Annotated in this window: 12 protein-coding genes; 3 read left to right on the top strand and 9 right to left on the bottom strand. The window is 61.3% G+C overall.

Annotated elements, in window-relative coordinates:
* Positions 1 to 11: 11 nt before the first annotated feature.
* The 7 genes from dnaE to lspA all read right to left on the bottom strand — a co-directional run bounded on the left by dnaE (position 12) and on the right by lspA (position 9,529).
* On the bottom strand, positions 12 to 3,575 hold the full coding sequence (gene dnaE / locus BJP06_RS00555) for a DNA polymerase III subunit alpha (protein ID WP_070362233.1): 3,564 nt from the start codon (positions 3,573 to 3,575) through the stop codon (positions 12 to 14).
* A gap of 56 nt (positions 3,576 to 3,631) precedes the next feature.
* Entirely contained in the window at positions 3,632 to 4,912 is a 1,281-nt protein-coding gene (locus tag BJP06_RS00550; RefSeq protein ID WP_070362232.1) for an ABC transporter permease, read from the bottom strand.
* Positions 4,909 to 5,622, bottom strand: a complete 714-nt coding sequence (locus tag BJP06_RS00545) for an ABC transporter ATP-binding protein (RefSeq protein WP_070478973.1) — start codon at positions 5,620 to 5,622, stop codon at positions 4,909 to 4,911. Before BJP06_RS00545 ends, BJP06_RS00550 begins: the two co-directional genes overlap by 4 nt.
* Before the next feature lie 186 nt (positions 5,623 to 5,808).
* Positions 5,809 to 7,476, bottom strand: coding sequence for an efflux RND transporter periplasmic adaptor subunit (locus BJP06_RS00540; protein WP_071572473.1), 1,668 nt, complete (start codon positions 7,474 to 7,476; stop codon positions 5,809 to 5,811).
* A gap of 76 nt (positions 7,477 to 7,552) precedes the next feature.
* Positions 7,553 to 8,089, bottom strand: coding sequence for a hypothetical protein (locus BJP06_RS00535; protein ID WP_071572472.1), 537 nt, complete (start codon positions 8,087 to 8,089; stop codon positions 7,553 to 7,555).
* Positions 8,082 to 8,972 (bottom strand): RluA family pseudouridine synthase, encoded by an 891-nt coding sequence (locus BJP06_RS00530; protein ID WP_083433160.1) that lies wholly within the window; start codon positions 8,970 to 8,972, stop codon positions 8,082 to 8,084. The genes BJP06_RS00535 and BJP06_RS00530 overlap by 8 nt, the downstream gene beginning before the upstream one ends.
* A 44-nt stretch (positions 8,973 to 9,016) precedes the next feature.
* Positions 9,017 to 9,529 (bottom strand): signal peptidase II, encoded by a 513-nt coding sequence (gene lspA, locus BJP06_RS00525; RefSeq protein WP_071572470.1) that lies wholly within the window; start codon positions 9,527 to 9,529, stop codon positions 9,017 to 9,019.
* A 72-nt stretch (positions 9,530 to 9,601) separates the two neighbouring features.
* On the opposite strand from lspA, the gene BJP06_RS00520 reads away from it, so the two are divergent.
* Positions 9,602 to 10,534, top strand: coding sequence for a DUF6263 family protein (locus BJP06_RS00520; RefSeq protein WP_071572469.1), 933 nt, complete (start codon positions 9,602 to 9,604; stop codon positions 10,532 to 10,534).
* Positions 10,535 to 10,568: 34 nt separating this feature from the next.
* Positions 10,569 to 12,266, top strand: a complete 1,698-nt coding sequence (locus BJP06_RS00515; protein ID WP_071572468.1) for an ABC-F family ATP-binding cassette domain-containing protein — start codon at positions 10,569 to 10,571, stop codon at positions 12,264 to 12,266.
* 7 nt (positions 12,267 to 12,273) lie between these two features.
* Here the strand turns inward: BJP06_RS00515 and BJP06_RS00510 are convergent, their stop codons facing one another.
* Complete coding sequence (locus BJP06_RS00510; RefSeq protein WP_070363472.1) at positions 12,274 to 12,864, bottom strand: hypothetical protein; 591 nt, start codon at positions 12,862 to 12,864, stop codon at positions 12,274 to 12,276.
* A gap of 130 nt (positions 12,865 to 12,994) precedes the next feature.
* On the opposite strand from BJP06_RS00510, the gene BJP06_RS00505 reads away from it, so the two are divergent.
* Positions 12,995 to 13,906 carry an asparaginase gene (locus BJP06_RS00505; RefSeq protein ID WP_071572467.1) on the top strand — a complete coding sequence of 304 codons (912 nt, stop codon included), beginning with the start codon at positions 12,995 to 12,997 and terminating at the stop codon, positions 13,904 to 13,906.
* Here BJP06_RS00505 and BJP06_RS00500 read toward each other — a convergent pair.
* Complete coding sequence (locus BJP06_RS00500; protein WP_071572466.1) at positions 13,895 to 15,280, bottom strand: DNA polymerase IV; 1,386 nt, start codon at positions 15,278 to 15,280, stop codon at positions 13,895 to 13,897. The two genes, BJP06_RS00505 and BJP06_RS00500, sit on opposite strands and share 12 nt — an antisense overlap.
* Position 15,281: the final 1 nt, after the last annotated feature.

Genomic DNA, 15,281 nt, shown 5'->3' with positions numbered 1-15,281 from the left:
ACTCCCCTCCACTAGCCGAGGATCCCAACCCCCATCGTCGCCTTCAGATCGCCCATCAAGCTCGCTGAACGCTCCACCCGCAGATGGTCGCCTAACACCATCATTTGCGTCTCGTCGCCATGTACAAGGTTCAGGTACACATCCGAGTCGCCCGGGTTGTTCTGCAGCACGCCCTTCAAACGCTGGATATTATCCACAGTGCACTGCTCGGTGCGCAGCGTGAGACGCAGTGGCAGCCCAGCACCGTTGCCAGGCCCGAGCTCCGGGGTTTTGACGTCGTCGCCGAACAGGCTCATGCGTTCGTCACGGATCGAGACGTGCGCCTTCACAAGGATGATATTGTCTTCCACAATCTGTGGCGCAACCAGCGAATACACCTTGTTAAACAGCAACACGTCAACGGAGGCGCCGTGGTGATCCTCAATCGTGACGATCGCCCAAGGGGAACCGTCCTTCTTCGAGAAACGTCGATCGACTGAAGAGATCAGACCGCCAATCGTTACCTCGGCGCCATTTCGCAATTCGCCGGAGAGGATCGTCGTTAACTGAGTATCGGTCTGTGCGTCAATTGCTTCCTCGAAACCGTCAAGCGGGTGGCCCGAGACATACAAGCCCAGCATCTCACGCTCGAGAGCAAGTTTGTGTTTCTTGTCCCACTCCTCATCCGGGATCTGCAACGCAAACGCGTTGTCAGCAGCAACAGCGTCGTCACCGCCAAAGGAGGCGAACAGGTCGAACTGCCCCTTGTCAGCAGCCTTCTTCGTGGTAAGCACAGAATCGACGGCATCCTCCTGGATGAGCATCAACCCCTTACGCGGGTGACCAAGCGAGTCAAACGCACCGGCCTTAATCAGGGATTCAGTAATTCGCTTGTTACACGGCAGTAGGTCAATCTTGTCAAGGTAGTCAGAGAAGCTCGTGAACTCGCCCTTCGTCCGGCGTGTCTCCTTAATCGACTCAACAACTTCGACGCCAACGTTACGCACCGCCGCGAGGCCGTATCGAACGTCCTCGCCAACAGCCATGAAGTTTTCTTCGGAGGCGTTAATATCTGGCTGGAGCACGGAAATGCCAAGGTGGCGGCAGTCGGAAAGGTAGATCGCCGACTTGTCCTTCTTATCGCCCACCGAGGTCAACAACGCCGCCATGTACTCGGCTGTGTAGTTCGCCTTCATGTACGCCGTCCAGTAGGACACCAGCGCGTAGCCCGCCGCGTGAGACTTGTTAAACGCGTAGGAAGCGAACGGCTCAATGATCTGCCACAGTGCGTCCATCGCGCTCTTGGAATAGCCGTTGTCTTGCATCCCCGACCAGAACTTCTCGTACTGCTGCGCCAGCACCTCTGGCTTCTTCTTACCCATGGCCTTGCGGAAGCCGTCTGCCTCACCAGCGGTGTAGTTCGCAACCTTTCGGGAGATCTCCATGATCTGCTCCTGGTACACGATCAAACCGTAGGTTTCGTCCAGGATGTCCTTCAGTGGCTCCTCAAGTTCCGGGTGGATGGCCGTAATCGGCTTGCGGCCGTTCTTGCGGTCCGCGTAATCCCAGTGGGCGTTCATGCCCATCGGGCCTGGGCGATACAGCGCAAGCGAGGCGACGATGTCCTTAAAACCAGTCGGGCCCATGCGCTTGAGCAGCTCTTGCATGCCACCCGAGTCCAGCTGGAACACGCCAAGCGTATCGCCGCGAGAGAGCAACTCGTACACCTTCGGGTCGTCAGTACTCAACGACTCAAGGTCGATGGTCTCGCCGCGGTTCTTCTTCACGTTTTCCAGTGCGTCGCCAAGCACGGTGAGGTTTCGCAGGCCAAGGAAGTCCATCTTCAGCAAGCCGATGGCCTCACACGCTGGGTAGTCCCAACCAGTAATGATCGCACCGTCGGCAGGCCGCTTCCACATCGGGATATGGTCCATCAAAGGTACCGACGCCATAATCACGGCACAAGCGTGCACGCCTGCCTGGCGCACGGTCCCCTCCAGGCCGCGTGCGGTCTCATAGATGCGCGCAACGTCCGGGTCAGTCTCAATCATGGAGCGCACCTCGGTTGCCTCGTTATAACGCGGGTGTTCCGGATCCGTAATACCTGCCAGCGGAATGTCCTTCGCCATGATCGCAGGAGGCAGCGCTGCGTTAATACGGTCCGCCATCTGGAAGCCGGGCTGGCCGAAGTTCACCTTGGCCGAGTCCTTAATAGCCTGCTTCGTCTTAATCGTGCCGAAGGTAATCACCTGTGCGATCTTGTCCTCGCCCCAGCGCTCTGCAGCGTACGTGATCATTTCCCCGCGTCGGCGGTCGTCGAAGTCGATATCAATATCAGGTGCCGACGGCCTCTCCGGGTTCAAGAACCTCTCGAAGAGCAGGCCATGCTCCATCGGGTCAATGTTCGTGATGGTCAGCGCGTACGCCACAAGCGCACCCGCCGCGGAGCCACGGCCCGGCCCGACGCGAATGCCGACCTCGCGCGCATGCTTGATCAGCTCGGCAACGATGAGGAAGTAGGACGGGTAGCCCTTCATATCGATGACGTCGATCTCGTAGTTCGCGCGCTCGATGTATTCCTCCGGCACCTCCCTGCCCTCGAAGCGCGCCTGCAAACCACGCATCACTTCCTTGCGCAGCCACGTTGTTGGGGTCTCCCCTTCCGGCACGTCAGCCACCGGCATCCGGTCGTGCGGATGTTCCTCCCACAGCTCGCTGTAGTCACCGACACGCTCCGCAATCCACAGGGTGTTATCGCAGGCGTCAGGCACCGTAGAGTCCCACAGGTCGCGCATCTGCTCAGCTGACTTGATGTAGTAGCCGGTGCCGTCGAACTTAAAGCGGTCCGGGTCCATCAGCGTCTTGCCGGTCTGCACACACAACATGGCCTCGTGCGCCGGCGCCTGGGACTCCAGGACGTAGTGACAGTCGTTCGTCACCAGTGGCGGAAGGTCGAGCTCCTTGCCGATGCGCAGCAAGTCATTACGTACGCGCTGCTCAATATCCAGACCGTGGTCCATGAGCTCGAGGAAGTAGTTATCACGGCCGTAGATGTCCTGCCACATCGCCGCGGCCTCAAGGGCCTCACGGTACTGGCCAAGCCGCAAACGGGTTTGCACATCACCCGACGGACACCCCGTGGTGCCGATGATGCCGTCGGCATGTTCGGCGACGAGCTCCGCATCCATGCGCGGCCACTTACCAAGCTGCCCCTCGTACGAAGCCAGCGACGAGAGCTTGAACAGATTGCGCAGGCCGGTCGCGTTTTCTGCCAGCATCGTCTGGTGCAGATACGCACCGGAGGCGGACACATCGTCGCGCTTCTGGTCAGGGGTGCCCCACAGCACGCGCTTCTTATTCAGGCGCGACTCCGGCGCCAAGTAGGCCTCGATGCCAATGATCGGCTTCACCCCCGCGTCCACCATCTGGCGGTAAAACGCGTTCGAGCCGAACATATTACCGTGGTCAGTCATGCCCACTGCGGGCATGCCCTGGCGCACGACCTCCTCCGCAAGCATGTCAACTTTCGCCATGCCGTCGAGCATCGAAAACTCGGTGTGGTTATGCAGGTGGACGAAGGAAGATTTTTTGGCCATGCGCTTCATCTTATCCAGACTTCGGACACGGCCAAAAGAGCCAGCAACCAGCGAACTTATTCGTAACGCAAAGCATCAATAGGCTGCATCTTTGCAGCCTTCGCGGCTGGATAGGCACCGAAGAAAATACCGGTTGCCAGCGAAAACCCGAGCGCCAACACAATTGCGCCGAGCGGCGGCCATGTAAAGGCATCGAACGCGGCCGTCGCGATCATGCCAATCGCCCCGCCCAGAATCACACCGATGATGCCGCCAATCAGGCACACCAGCATCGCCTCGACGATGAACTGTGTACGGATATCGCTTTGCTTGGCGCCCAACGCTTTGCGCACACCGATCTCCCGCGTGCGCTCAGTGACGGTGATCAGCATGATGTTCATCACACCGATACCACCGACCAGCAAAGAGATACCGCCGATCGCGGAGAGCACCGTCGACATGATGCGGAATACGCTCGTCAGCTCTTCCAAGCTCGAGGAAAGATCCACCACCTCAATGGTGTAATCCTCGTTATTGGCGTACCAACGGTCCATGTAGTGCTGCAGGTCCGCCTGGAAGGTCTTCGCGTCTTCATCCGGCGCCGATTGCACCGAAAATGACGTGAACCAGTCGCTGTCAAGCCCAACGCGATCTGCAGCGGTGAGCGGGATATAAATGTCCGCAAACTGTTCTGCGGCACCAAACATTCCGCCGCCGCGGGAATCTTCCTCGCCATCGAGCACACCCACGATAGTGAACACTGCCGGCTGGTCGTCTACGACCACATCGATGCGCTTGCCCAAACTGGCTTGAGCGTTGCCGTCGAAGAGGGCGTCGATAAGCGAGGGGCTCACCACTGCGAGCGGTCGGTGCCCATCGATGTCATCCTGGGAAATCTCGCGGCCGAACTGCACTTCGATGTTTCGCACCTTCATCGAGTCTGCAAGGACCGGCTTGACGTTCGTGGACACAGTTGTGTCATCGGAGACCACTTCCCCACTCGTGGAAACATCGATGTCCACGCCCTGGATACGGTCCCCAAATGCCTGACGCAGCTCATCGAGCTGCTCGGGAGTGACTGCGTTGCGCTCATCGGATGGTGGCGCGTAAGAAAACGCCGCGAAGGGATCCTCGGATGCATCCGCGTCATCGGGACGCTCATGCACCATCACCGGGTGCGTCGTAGTGCCGACGCCTTCGAGCCCCGACATCACCTGGCGCTCCAGACCACGACCCAGCGTCATAATAATGACCACTGCCATAATGCCGATAATGATGCCCAGCAGCGTCAGCAACGAGCGAAGTTTGTTCTTCCGAAGCGACGAGGAGGCAAGCTTGATTGACTCTCCTACGTTCATGGCCTCGCCCCCAGTGGGGCGCGAACCTGCGCGATGCGCCCGTCCATCATCTCTACAATGCGGCCAGTTTCTTCTGCCAACTCAGGGTTGTGCGTGATGAAGACGATGGCTTTGCCAAGGTCGTCGTGCAGCTCGTGGAAGAGGTCCATCACCATGCGGCCCGTCTTGGAGTCCAGGGCACCGGTAGGCTCATCCGCGAGTAACAGGTCAGGGTCATTGGCAAGGCTGCGAGCAATTGCCACGCGCTGCTTCTGCCCACCCGACAGTTCGTTCGGGTTATGGTGCAAGCGGTCGCCCATGCCCATCATGTTCAAAAGTTCAGCGGCGCGCTCCTCGCGCTCTTTCTTATCGACGCCCGCATACATCATTGGCATCGCCACATTTTGCAACGCGTCGATTCGGCCAATCAGGTTGAAGTTCTGAAAAATGAAGCCGATGTTCTGGCTCCGGTACGCAGCCAGCTCGTTGTCTGACTTGGCGTACACCGGCTCGCCGTTGAACGCGTACGCGCCGTCTGTCGGCCGGTCGAGCATGCCAACCAGGTTCATCAGCGTCGACTTGCCGCAACCCGACGGGCCGACGATAGAGACAAATTCGCCCTGCTCTGCATGGAAGTCGATGCCATGCAGCACGGTCAGCTCGCTGGGCTCTCCGACGTTGTACGTCTTGACGATCCTGCGCATGTCAATGAGCAGACCGCTCTTCGACATCGCCTCTTGCCCTGCAGGTGTGTGCAGTGTTGGTTGAGGTTGCGCAACTGGCTCTGTCGGCGTTGGTACTTCGAGCTCCTCCGTCGAAGGCTCGGCGGCCTCAAACAACTCGTCGAACTCTGCGTCGGTGGCATCGTCCTGTACGCGTTGTTGGGAGTGCTTTCGGAAGGGGTTCCGTGCCATCGCCTACCCCTCCTTTTCCGCTGGCGCGGAAGACTTCGGCGCTGCAGAAGACGTCGCCGGAGTGGTTGCAGCGGCACTGCCTGTCGGCTTCTTGTCCTTTGCGTCCTTTACCTGCTCAGGATCAAAGTTTTCGTCGTTGACCTTCACGGTGGAGCCAACCTTGTCCTTGAAGTTCTCAGGCCAGTTGATCACGATGTCGCCTGGCTTGAGCTCGCCGCCTGTGACAGCAACGTCAACGTCATTCTTCGCACCGGTCTTGACAGTGCGCTCTTCTACGACGCCGCTGGTGTCGCCGGGGTTCTCCGTTGCGAGCACCAAAATCTTGTTCTCGTCGTAGACGGCGTCGCGAGGAATGTTGATGGAGTTCTTCGCCTCTTCAGTGATAATTTCAGCACGCACACTGCCACCGAGCAGCAGGCCTTCCTTGTCACCGGTGACTTCGATTTCAACCGGGAACGTCACTGAGGACCCGCCACCGCTTCCACCTGCGGACATTGCTGCTGCAGCCTCTGCCCCACTACCAGCACTCGCGCCTGTGGAACCGACCGGGGAAACTCGCGTGACACGTCCGGTGAACTTCTTCTTGCCAGTCGCAGTCGACGTGAATTCAACACGGTTGTCTTGCTTGATCGCCGGGACGTCGGCCTCGCGCACACTCGCGCGGATCAGCAGACGGGAGTCGTCTGCGATGCCAAGCACGCGGCCTTGTGGGATGTCGCCTACCTGCACGTCAACGTTTGTGACTACGCCAGCCATCGGAGCGTTAATCGTCGCCTCCTGCACTTGGAGCTGCAGCGTACCGTCGTCGTCAGTGGCTGAAGCATTCTCTGCTGCACGCCACGCGGAGTCAACCTGTGCTTGCAACTGCTGACGCTCCTGCCCGGCTTGAGCCTTGGCGGCCTCCAGCGCGGCTTGCGACTCCTGAAGTGCAGCTCGAGCTTGCTCCACGCTCAGCATCGGGACAGCACCCTGGCCGCCACCCGGAACTTGACCCGGCGCGGCCGGGGCTGCAGGAGGTGCCGTGCGGATGCCGTGGCCGGAACCGCCTGGCAGACGGGATGACAAATCGCCGGCCATCTTTTGAACGTGGGCTGCGATCTTCGGCGAAGCGATCATCCGTGCGCCACCCTGCGCGGCAAGCGCAGCATCAAGCGCTGCCTGCGCTTGATCCACCTGCGCTTGCGCCTGAGCCACGGCCGGGTTGGAGCCGTTTGCCATCGCCTGGTCGTACGCGTTGAGCTGACTCTTGGCCTGCTCGACGCCCTGCATCGCTTCTGCCTGGGCACTCGCCTGCTGCTTTTCTTGCTTGGCAAGTTGGCGCTGCAACGCGTCGGTGTTCATCTGCACCAAGAACTGATCTTTCGCGACGCGGTCGCCGGGCTGCACTGCGAGCCGTTCGACCTCGGACTGCAGCGCGGTCGTGATGCTCACTGAGCGAATCGGCGCAATGTTGCCGTTGACCACGATGCTATTGGTGAGGTTTTCCTCTGCAGCGATCGTGTAATCTCCGGCGAGCAAACCATCGTGCCCGCCGTCATCACCACCGCCAATAGCGCCACACGAGGCCGCAAATAACGTTGCGGTTGTAGCCAGCGTGACACCCACAATTCGCGTTTTCGAAAAACGCTGACGCTGCGGGCTTCGGGCGTTGATTCCAGGGTCGGAAACCAATGTCTCTCCTCGTGTTGTTTTCCGCGCACCTTTTGGATGCGCGTATAGGTGCAATCCCGGAAAACTATACACGCCTTCACTGTGCGTCTACGAAACTTACGGGCCGGATTGCGAACGCGCCCCATACCGCGTCAGCTGGTAAAACTTCCACAGCAAACACATCGTTCACATCGTTCACATCAGCCAAATGCGCAACAGCGTCGTAGACGACTGCGCCTTCAATGTGTGCAGAGACTCCTCGGAATATCTCGGCGCGCGACGCTCCGGGCGCAGGCTCTCCGACTGGATTCGCACCTAACTTAGTGATCACGGCATTCACACGCCCAATCGGGCGTAGCACTGCGTCTGCTTCTTCTGGATTCAAAGGATGGCTAAACGATACAAGCGCGAAATGAGCCTGTTCACCTGCCCGCGCTGCCTCCTCGAGGCTCTGCTCCGCGCGCGCCGCGTACGCCTGCGCCGTCTCACCTTGTTCCACCCCCAGAGCGTCCCCTTGCAGCACAGGTTGCTCCGGTGGATTATTGACGCCAACTAGGTAGCAGCATCCGTAAAGCACAGCACCGGCGAGCAACGCCGCGATTGCGCCGCGCCACCTCTTTGCCTGGTTAGCCACGGTTCGCCGATCGCAACATGTCCAAGGCGTGCTGCAGGTCGTCCGGGTAGGAAGATTTCACCGTCATTGGCTTTCCGGTACTTGGGTGGTCGAACGTCAAGCTGGTGGCGTGCAGCCACTGTCGGTTGAGCGCAAGTTTGGCGGCAAGGTTCGGGTCACACCCGTACATTGGGTCGCCGACGCACGGGTGCCCTACCGAAGACATGTGGACACGAATCTGGTGTGTGCGCCCTGTTTCCAGATGGACCTCAAGCAGGCTTGCCTGGCGAAACGCCTCGAGCACCTCGTAGTGCGTAATACTCTGGCGCCCATCCGCCGTGACAGCGAACTTCCACCCAGCTGAGGGGTGGCGCCCGATCGGCGCGTCGATCGTGCCGACAATCGGGTCAGGCAGCCCCTGCACCACCGCGTGGTACGTCTTGTGCACTGTTCGGTCCTTGAACGCACGCTTCAGCACCGAATAGCCACGCACACTATTTGCGACAACCATCACTCCGGACGTGCCGACGTCCAATCGCTGCACAATCCCCTTGCGCTCCGGGGGGCCAGCATCTGGCAGTGTAAAACCCATCGCCTGCAACCCACCGACCACAGTTGGCCCCTCCCAACCCAGTGTTGGGTGGGCGGCAACGCCTACCGGCTTGTCCACAGCGATGACGTCCGCATCGTGGTAGATCACGTCGAGTCCGTCGACGTGATCTACCACAGGCTCCGGCGCGCGCTTCGGCGGTGGCAGCGTGGCCTCCAGCAGGGCGCCCGCAGTAACACGATCGGATTTCTGTACTGGGGAGGCGTCGATAAGTACGCTGCCGTCGGCGATCATCTCTGCCGCAACACTGCGCGAGACCCCAAAGAGCTTTGCAATTGCCGCGTCAACGCGCATCCCCGACAGCCCCTCAGGCACCGGAAGCGCGCGAAACCCCGTACTCACGACCGCGCCTCCTTTGCAAACATCGAGATGACGACGACGGCCACCCCGATGGTGATGGCGGCGTCGGCAAGGTTGAACACTGCAAACGAACCGATGGAGATGTAGTCAACGACATGGCCGAACCAAAAGCCCGGCTCGCGCGCGAGCCTATCGATGAGGTTGCCAAGCGCCCCTCCCGCGATCAACGCCACCCCAAGTGTCTCCCACCTGCCAGCAAGGCGTGGGGCATAGATCAACGCACCGATAACGAACGCAAGCTGGATCGTCGTGAACAGCCACGTCGAGTTCTGCCCCATCGAAAACGCCGCGCCAGGGTTAAACAATAAATACAGTCGAGCCCAATCACCGATCACTGGCACGGGCTCACCGGGTGTCAAGGATGTCACCATGATTTGCTTGACTACTTGATCCACAGCAGCAACAGCGAGCATGACGCCTACGACGACACCGAGCGAGCGACGCTTCGCTGACGCTCCGCCGCGCACGCGTGATTCCTTTGAATTACCCATCGCAGATAACTGTAGTATGCAAATGCTGTAGCTTGTGAAGTTGTGTTGTACTCCGCTCATCCCAAAAGTTCATTGTTCGGCCCTCTAACCATCACCGCCGCGGTTTTTGCGCTCACTGCATGCAGCGCCGAGGAGCCGGATCCATTCGCTGACATTCCCGAGTTCGCCGTTGAGTCACCAGTCGTGCAGGTACTTTCACAAGGACAAAACCCTCAGGTGTGGAAGTACGAGGACGGCGCATCAGCAGACAGCGAAACTACGGCGCCGCAGCGGGTCGCGCTGTCGCACGCGATTGCGCAGTACCCCGGCGAGGAGGGCTCGGAGCCGGTCATCGCGCGCGAGCACGAGCGCGACACAGTCACGCTGACCGTTTCGACGCATACTTCAGAGAGCAGCAGCGAGGGTGCTGTGCGCCAGGTAGACCTTGTCGCGGAAGGGTTAGAGCACTCGGATTTAGCGATGCAGAACAGCCTGACGTCAAACGAGGGCTTCCAGATGCGCTGGCACAGCGACCCTAACGGCACAGTATCGGCGGTACAACTGATGCCTACGGCGGATTCCGATGAGGAAGGCCGGGCCATCGCCGAGAAGAACTTGCTCGAATTGATGTCGTGGCAAGTTGTCTTCCCGGATGAGCCAGTCGGCGTAGGCGGCTCCTGGAAAGTTGAGCAGCGAGGACTTGGTGCCTCGGACATGCTACGGACCACCACGTACACGCTGGAATCCGCACAGGACGCAACACTCGAGCTGAAAGTAGATGTCCAGGAACGCCCGCTGAAGCGATCCATCACGATTGATAACGAGGTCGCTGGCGCCCTAGACGGCACGACGCTGCACGTGGTGAGCAACACTTCACACTCGGAGGGCTCGCTGACAGTGGACCTGCATTCGCCACTTCCGGTGGGCGGTTCTGTGCTTACCGCTACGCGGCTTGTCTACGGCAGTGACGAAGCCGATACCCGTGTGGCCCAAGACACCACGACCGTTGTGGACTATAACGTATAGGAGACGGCCCACATTTGATGACGAGGAACATCCCATGACTGCCCCACTGCATATTGGCCTTGACGGCATTTCGTTTTCCTACCCAGGCGGACACCGCGTCCTCACCGACATTTCTTTCGCGGTGCCATCCGGGTCTGTCACCGGGCTCATCGGAGAGAACGGCGCCGGCAAATCGACGCTGCTCGGCATCATCTCCGGAGAGCTGAAACCCGACGCAGGGGTGCTTATCACGCCCCCGATCACGGGCTTCATCCCGCAGGAAACCTCGCTGCCGTTCAGCGAGCCCGCCCAATCACTTATCGACGAAGCCGTCAAAGAGCTTCGCGCTGTCGAGGAAGACATCTCAACCTTTGCGCAGCGCATGGTCGACAACCCAGACGACCAGGAGGCGGCCGACGCATACGACCGGGCGTTGTCCCGCGCGGAAAACTCCGGCGTGTGGGAGTTAGATGCCCGCATCGCTACCGTGTTGGCTGGCCTCGGCCTTGCGAACGTCGACCTGGCCACCCCACTGGGCGAGATGTCTGGCGGGCAACGCCGACGGTTTGCACTGGCCACGCTGCTGCTACACCCGGTGGACGCTATGGTGCTCGACGAGCCGACCAACCACCTCGACGACGAAGCCGTCGACTTCCTCATCGGCGAGCTCGAGGCATTCAAGGGGCCTGTACTCGCCGCGTCGCACGACCGCTACTTCCTCGACACCGCGTGCGACGGCATCGTCGACCTCGACCCTGGCTTGGGCGCCGAGGGCGGCTTCGGCGAGGAGACCCGCCAGGGCACCCGCTACCGTGGCACGTTCAGCGACTACCTCAAGGCCCGCGAGGACCGACGCCGCCGCTGGGAAAGCGACTACGCAGCGCAAGAGCACGAGCGCGCCAGGCTTGAGAAGGCCGCTGAGCAAACCGGCGAGGACATCTTCCACTCCCAAGAAGCCTCTTCTGACATCCGAATGGCGGCAAAGTACCAGGCGGACCGCGCGGCGAAGACGGTGGGCAACCGCAGGCGCTCGGCGTCGCAACGCCTCGAAGCGCTTGAGCGAACGGAGATTCCGGAGCCGCCGGCTCGCCTGCGCTTCCGCGGCCTTCCGCCGCATACCGCGACCTCGCTTGGGCTCCCGGCGCTGGTCACCCAGAACCTCTCCGTTCCTGACCGCCTCGCCCCACTGAGTATCAAAGTGCAGCCCGGCCAGCAGCTCCTCGTTGAAGGCCCAAATGGCTCCGGCAAGTCCACGCTGCTGAAAATTATCGACGGCCAGCTGCGCGACTACGAGGGCGAGATCATCATGCCGGAAGAGATGACCGTCGCACGCCTCGAGCAGGACGACTCGTGGACGGACCTCGACAAAACCGCGGGCGAAGTGTTCGCGGAGCTCACCCCAGAGGGTGTGCCAGACCTCGTAGAAATGGGCCTGATGACCGAGGAGCAGGCGGCGAAGAAGCTCGACGACCTCTCGCTCGGCCAGCGTCGCCGCGTCTCACTGGGCATCATCCTGGCGTGCCCGCCTGACCTGCTGCTGCTCGACGAGCCGACAAACCACCTCTCGCTCGCACTGGCCGAAGAGCTGGAGCACGCCCTGCTCGCGTTCGAGGGCACCGTCATCATCACCAGCCATGACCGTTGGGTACGCCGCCAGTGGCACGAGCGCCAGGCCAAGAAAGACGCACGCGCCAGAACTCTGACTCTCGCCACGTTGTGGACTGAGGAGCTCTGGCGCGCGGATAAGCAGTAGTGTCTGCTTAGAGGTTCGGTGCCTGCTGGTAGCCTTCCGCAGGCTGCTCACCTGGCTGCTCTTCAGCCGGGGCTGCCGGCTGCGGAGCGGAGCTCTTGCACATCTCTGGCACCTGCTCAGGCGGCAGGGTGTTGTTGATCAGGGTGCATGCCCAGACCTGAGAAAGCTTCCACACGCCGTCTTCGAAGACGAATTCCACGTCCTCCGCGAGCTGCGGCTGGGAGTCGGGACGGGTGAAGCTGACCGTTGCCAGAACGGTATCCGGGGTGTAGCCAGGAAGCACAGGCGGTACGACCTGGAAGTTCGCGCCGGACTCCTCCTGGGACTGCGCCATCACGTCGAACAGTTCAGGGACGTTCTCTCCGCCCTGGACCGTGTTCACGCGCTCCTCAATCGGCAGGCTTGCATCGGTTGCGCGCATGAGCACTGCGTTGAGTTCTTCAGCGGTTGGCTGCTGCGCGGCGGGCGCGACAGACTCGCTGGTGGCCTGCGTTGCCGTGGTCGCGGGATCATCCTGGCTGTTGTCGCCAGAGCATGCGCTCACGCCGAGCCCGAGGCCCAGCGCGGCGGCGACAGCTACGATCGGTGCTGCTTTCACGATTTCTCCTTGAAGCATTGTCTTCAGCGGCTCACGGTCACAGTTAGCGATCCGACACCGCTCTAACCTTGCCAACGTTACCGGCGTTTTTACCTTGGCACCAATACGCCACTCTGGCACGCTGTGAGTTATGGAATCTTTCGTACTGCTCATCGCCACCGGCGGCACCATCGCATGCACTGCGAACGCCGACGGCGCGCTCGTTCCAAGCCTTAGCGCTGAAGACCTCGTCCACTCCAGTGGCACCAGCGAGCCCGTCCGCGTGTATGACGCGCTGCGTCTCGACTCGTCCGCGATCACCTTCGCTGACATCGACAAGCTCCGCTCCCTCACTGCACAAGCACTGCAAGACCCGCAGATCAGTGGCATCGTAATCAGCCACGGCACCGACTCCATGGCGGAGACCGCATTCGCACTCGACATCGTGCACGACGACCCCCGCCCGATCGTGCTTACCGGCGCCCAGCACGCGGCCGACCACGAACACCCCGACGGCCCCGGGAACCTCGCGGGCGCGATTGCCGCCGCCGCAGATCCGCTTCGGCGCAACAACGGCGTACTCCTCCACTTCGGCGGCGCCACCCTGCCCGCCCGTGGGCTGTTGAAGCGCGACACACACGCCCTCGAGGCCTTCACCTTGAGCAGTGAACGCCCACTTCCCCGCCCTGCAGCACTTGCCCGCAAGCCGTTGGCTGCCATTCACATCCCCATCCTGCGCGCTTGGCCCGGCGCGGACGGCGAGATCGTGGATGCCGTGACCAGTATGAACCCGGATGGCATCGTGATCGAGGCGCTCGGATCCGGCAATGTTGGCCCCGGCATGGGTGAGGCAATCACCCGCGCACTCGATTCGGGTATCCCCGTCGTAATCACCAGTTCCGTGCCCTACGGCGAGGTCACCTTCGCCTACGGCGGCACCGGTGGTGGCGCTACCCTCGGCTCCCAAGGGGCGATCGCCGCGGGGTTCCTACGCGCTGGTCAGGCGCGCATCGCGCTCGCGACTGCGCTGGCCAACGGCGTGGATCCGGCGTCAGTGTTCTGAGTCGAGCCAGTCCTGCCACGCGAGGGAATCCACCGGGTCCGCTGGCTGGAGCTTGGGGTCGTCGATACGCAATGTGCGCATCTTCCCTGGCCCCGTGGCCCTCGTTTCAAAACGCACGCTCACCCAGCCTTTGCCCGCACCTTGGACCCAGCCGTGGCCGAAGTCCTCGTGGTAGATGTCCTGGGTGGCGCGCCACACGCCGTTGGTAGGCCCGTCGTATAGCTCGACTGCAATATCGCTGCTGGCCACGTGGTCGCTGACCCCGGATTCGTAATCACTGTCAGCGGGTACAGGCCGGATGATTTCCTGGTCTAGCTCCGGAAACAGCACGTCCTGCAGCGCATCTTCCAGCCCCGAGTAGGACACGCCCACGAGCCGGATCGGGCCGACCTCGTCCGGGTAGCGCACGATGCGAAACGCCGTAGCGCGCAGTGTCTCCGCATCGTCAGTGGCGTAAGGCAGCGTCGCAGAACGCGACTCGATGCGGAAGTCCGCCATCCGTAGCTTCACCGTCACAGTCCTCGCACCGCGCCCATCTTTCAGCAAGCGCCTGTGCGACTCCTCGGCGGCGCGCTCGACCGCGGCGTCAACCTCGGCCGCGGTGGTCAGGTCCTGGGGAAAAGTGTGCTCGGAAGAAATCTGCTTCGCGACGGCCCTCGGCGCAACCGGGCGATCATCGTGCCCCCGCGCCAGCTGCCACAACTGCTTCGCGACGACCCCTCCGAGCGCAATATCGACTTCCTTCTCGCTCAGCGCCGCAAAGTCCCCGATCGTTTCAATCCCGGCCTGCGCAAGCTTCGCCTCCGTGACAGGCCCAACGCCCCACAGCTCGTTGACGTTCAGAGGGTGCAGCAGCGCTTCCTGCTGTTCGTGAGGCAAAATGTACACCCCGTCGGGTTTTGCCAGGCCTGAGCCGATCTTCGCGTATTGCTTACCACTGCCCGCACCAATCGAGCTTGGCAAGCCTGTCTCATCCTTAATGTCTCCACGTAGCTCGTTGGCCCACTCAAGCACGGTCTCCCGATTCGCTCCCGCGAGCTCCTCGGGCTCCATGAACGCCTCGTCGATAGAGAGCTGCTCCACGACGCTGACTCTGCGCTCAATGATTTCAAACACGCGTTGCGACGCCACCTTGTACACCGGGCGCCGCGGGGCAACGAGCACCGCTCGCGGACCCACCAGTTTCGCAGCTTGGTGGGTCGGCATTGCGGAACGCGCCCCATACTTGCGGGCTTCATAGCTTGCGCCCGCGACAACGCCCCGCCCGTTGACACCAGCAACGAGGACGGGGCGTCCGCGTAACGTTGGGCGTGTGAGCTGCTCGCAGGATGCGTAGAACGCATCCATGTCGATGTGCAGGACCCAACGTTTCATA

The sequence above is a fragment of the Corynebacterium sp. NML120713 genome, assembly GCF_001875735.1.
Lineage (GTDB): Bacteria > Actinomycetota > Actinomycetes > Mycobacteriales > Mycobacteriaceae > Corynebacterium > Corynebacterium pseudogenitalium.
This window is presented reverse-complemented; position numbering and strand designations above follow the sequence as displayed.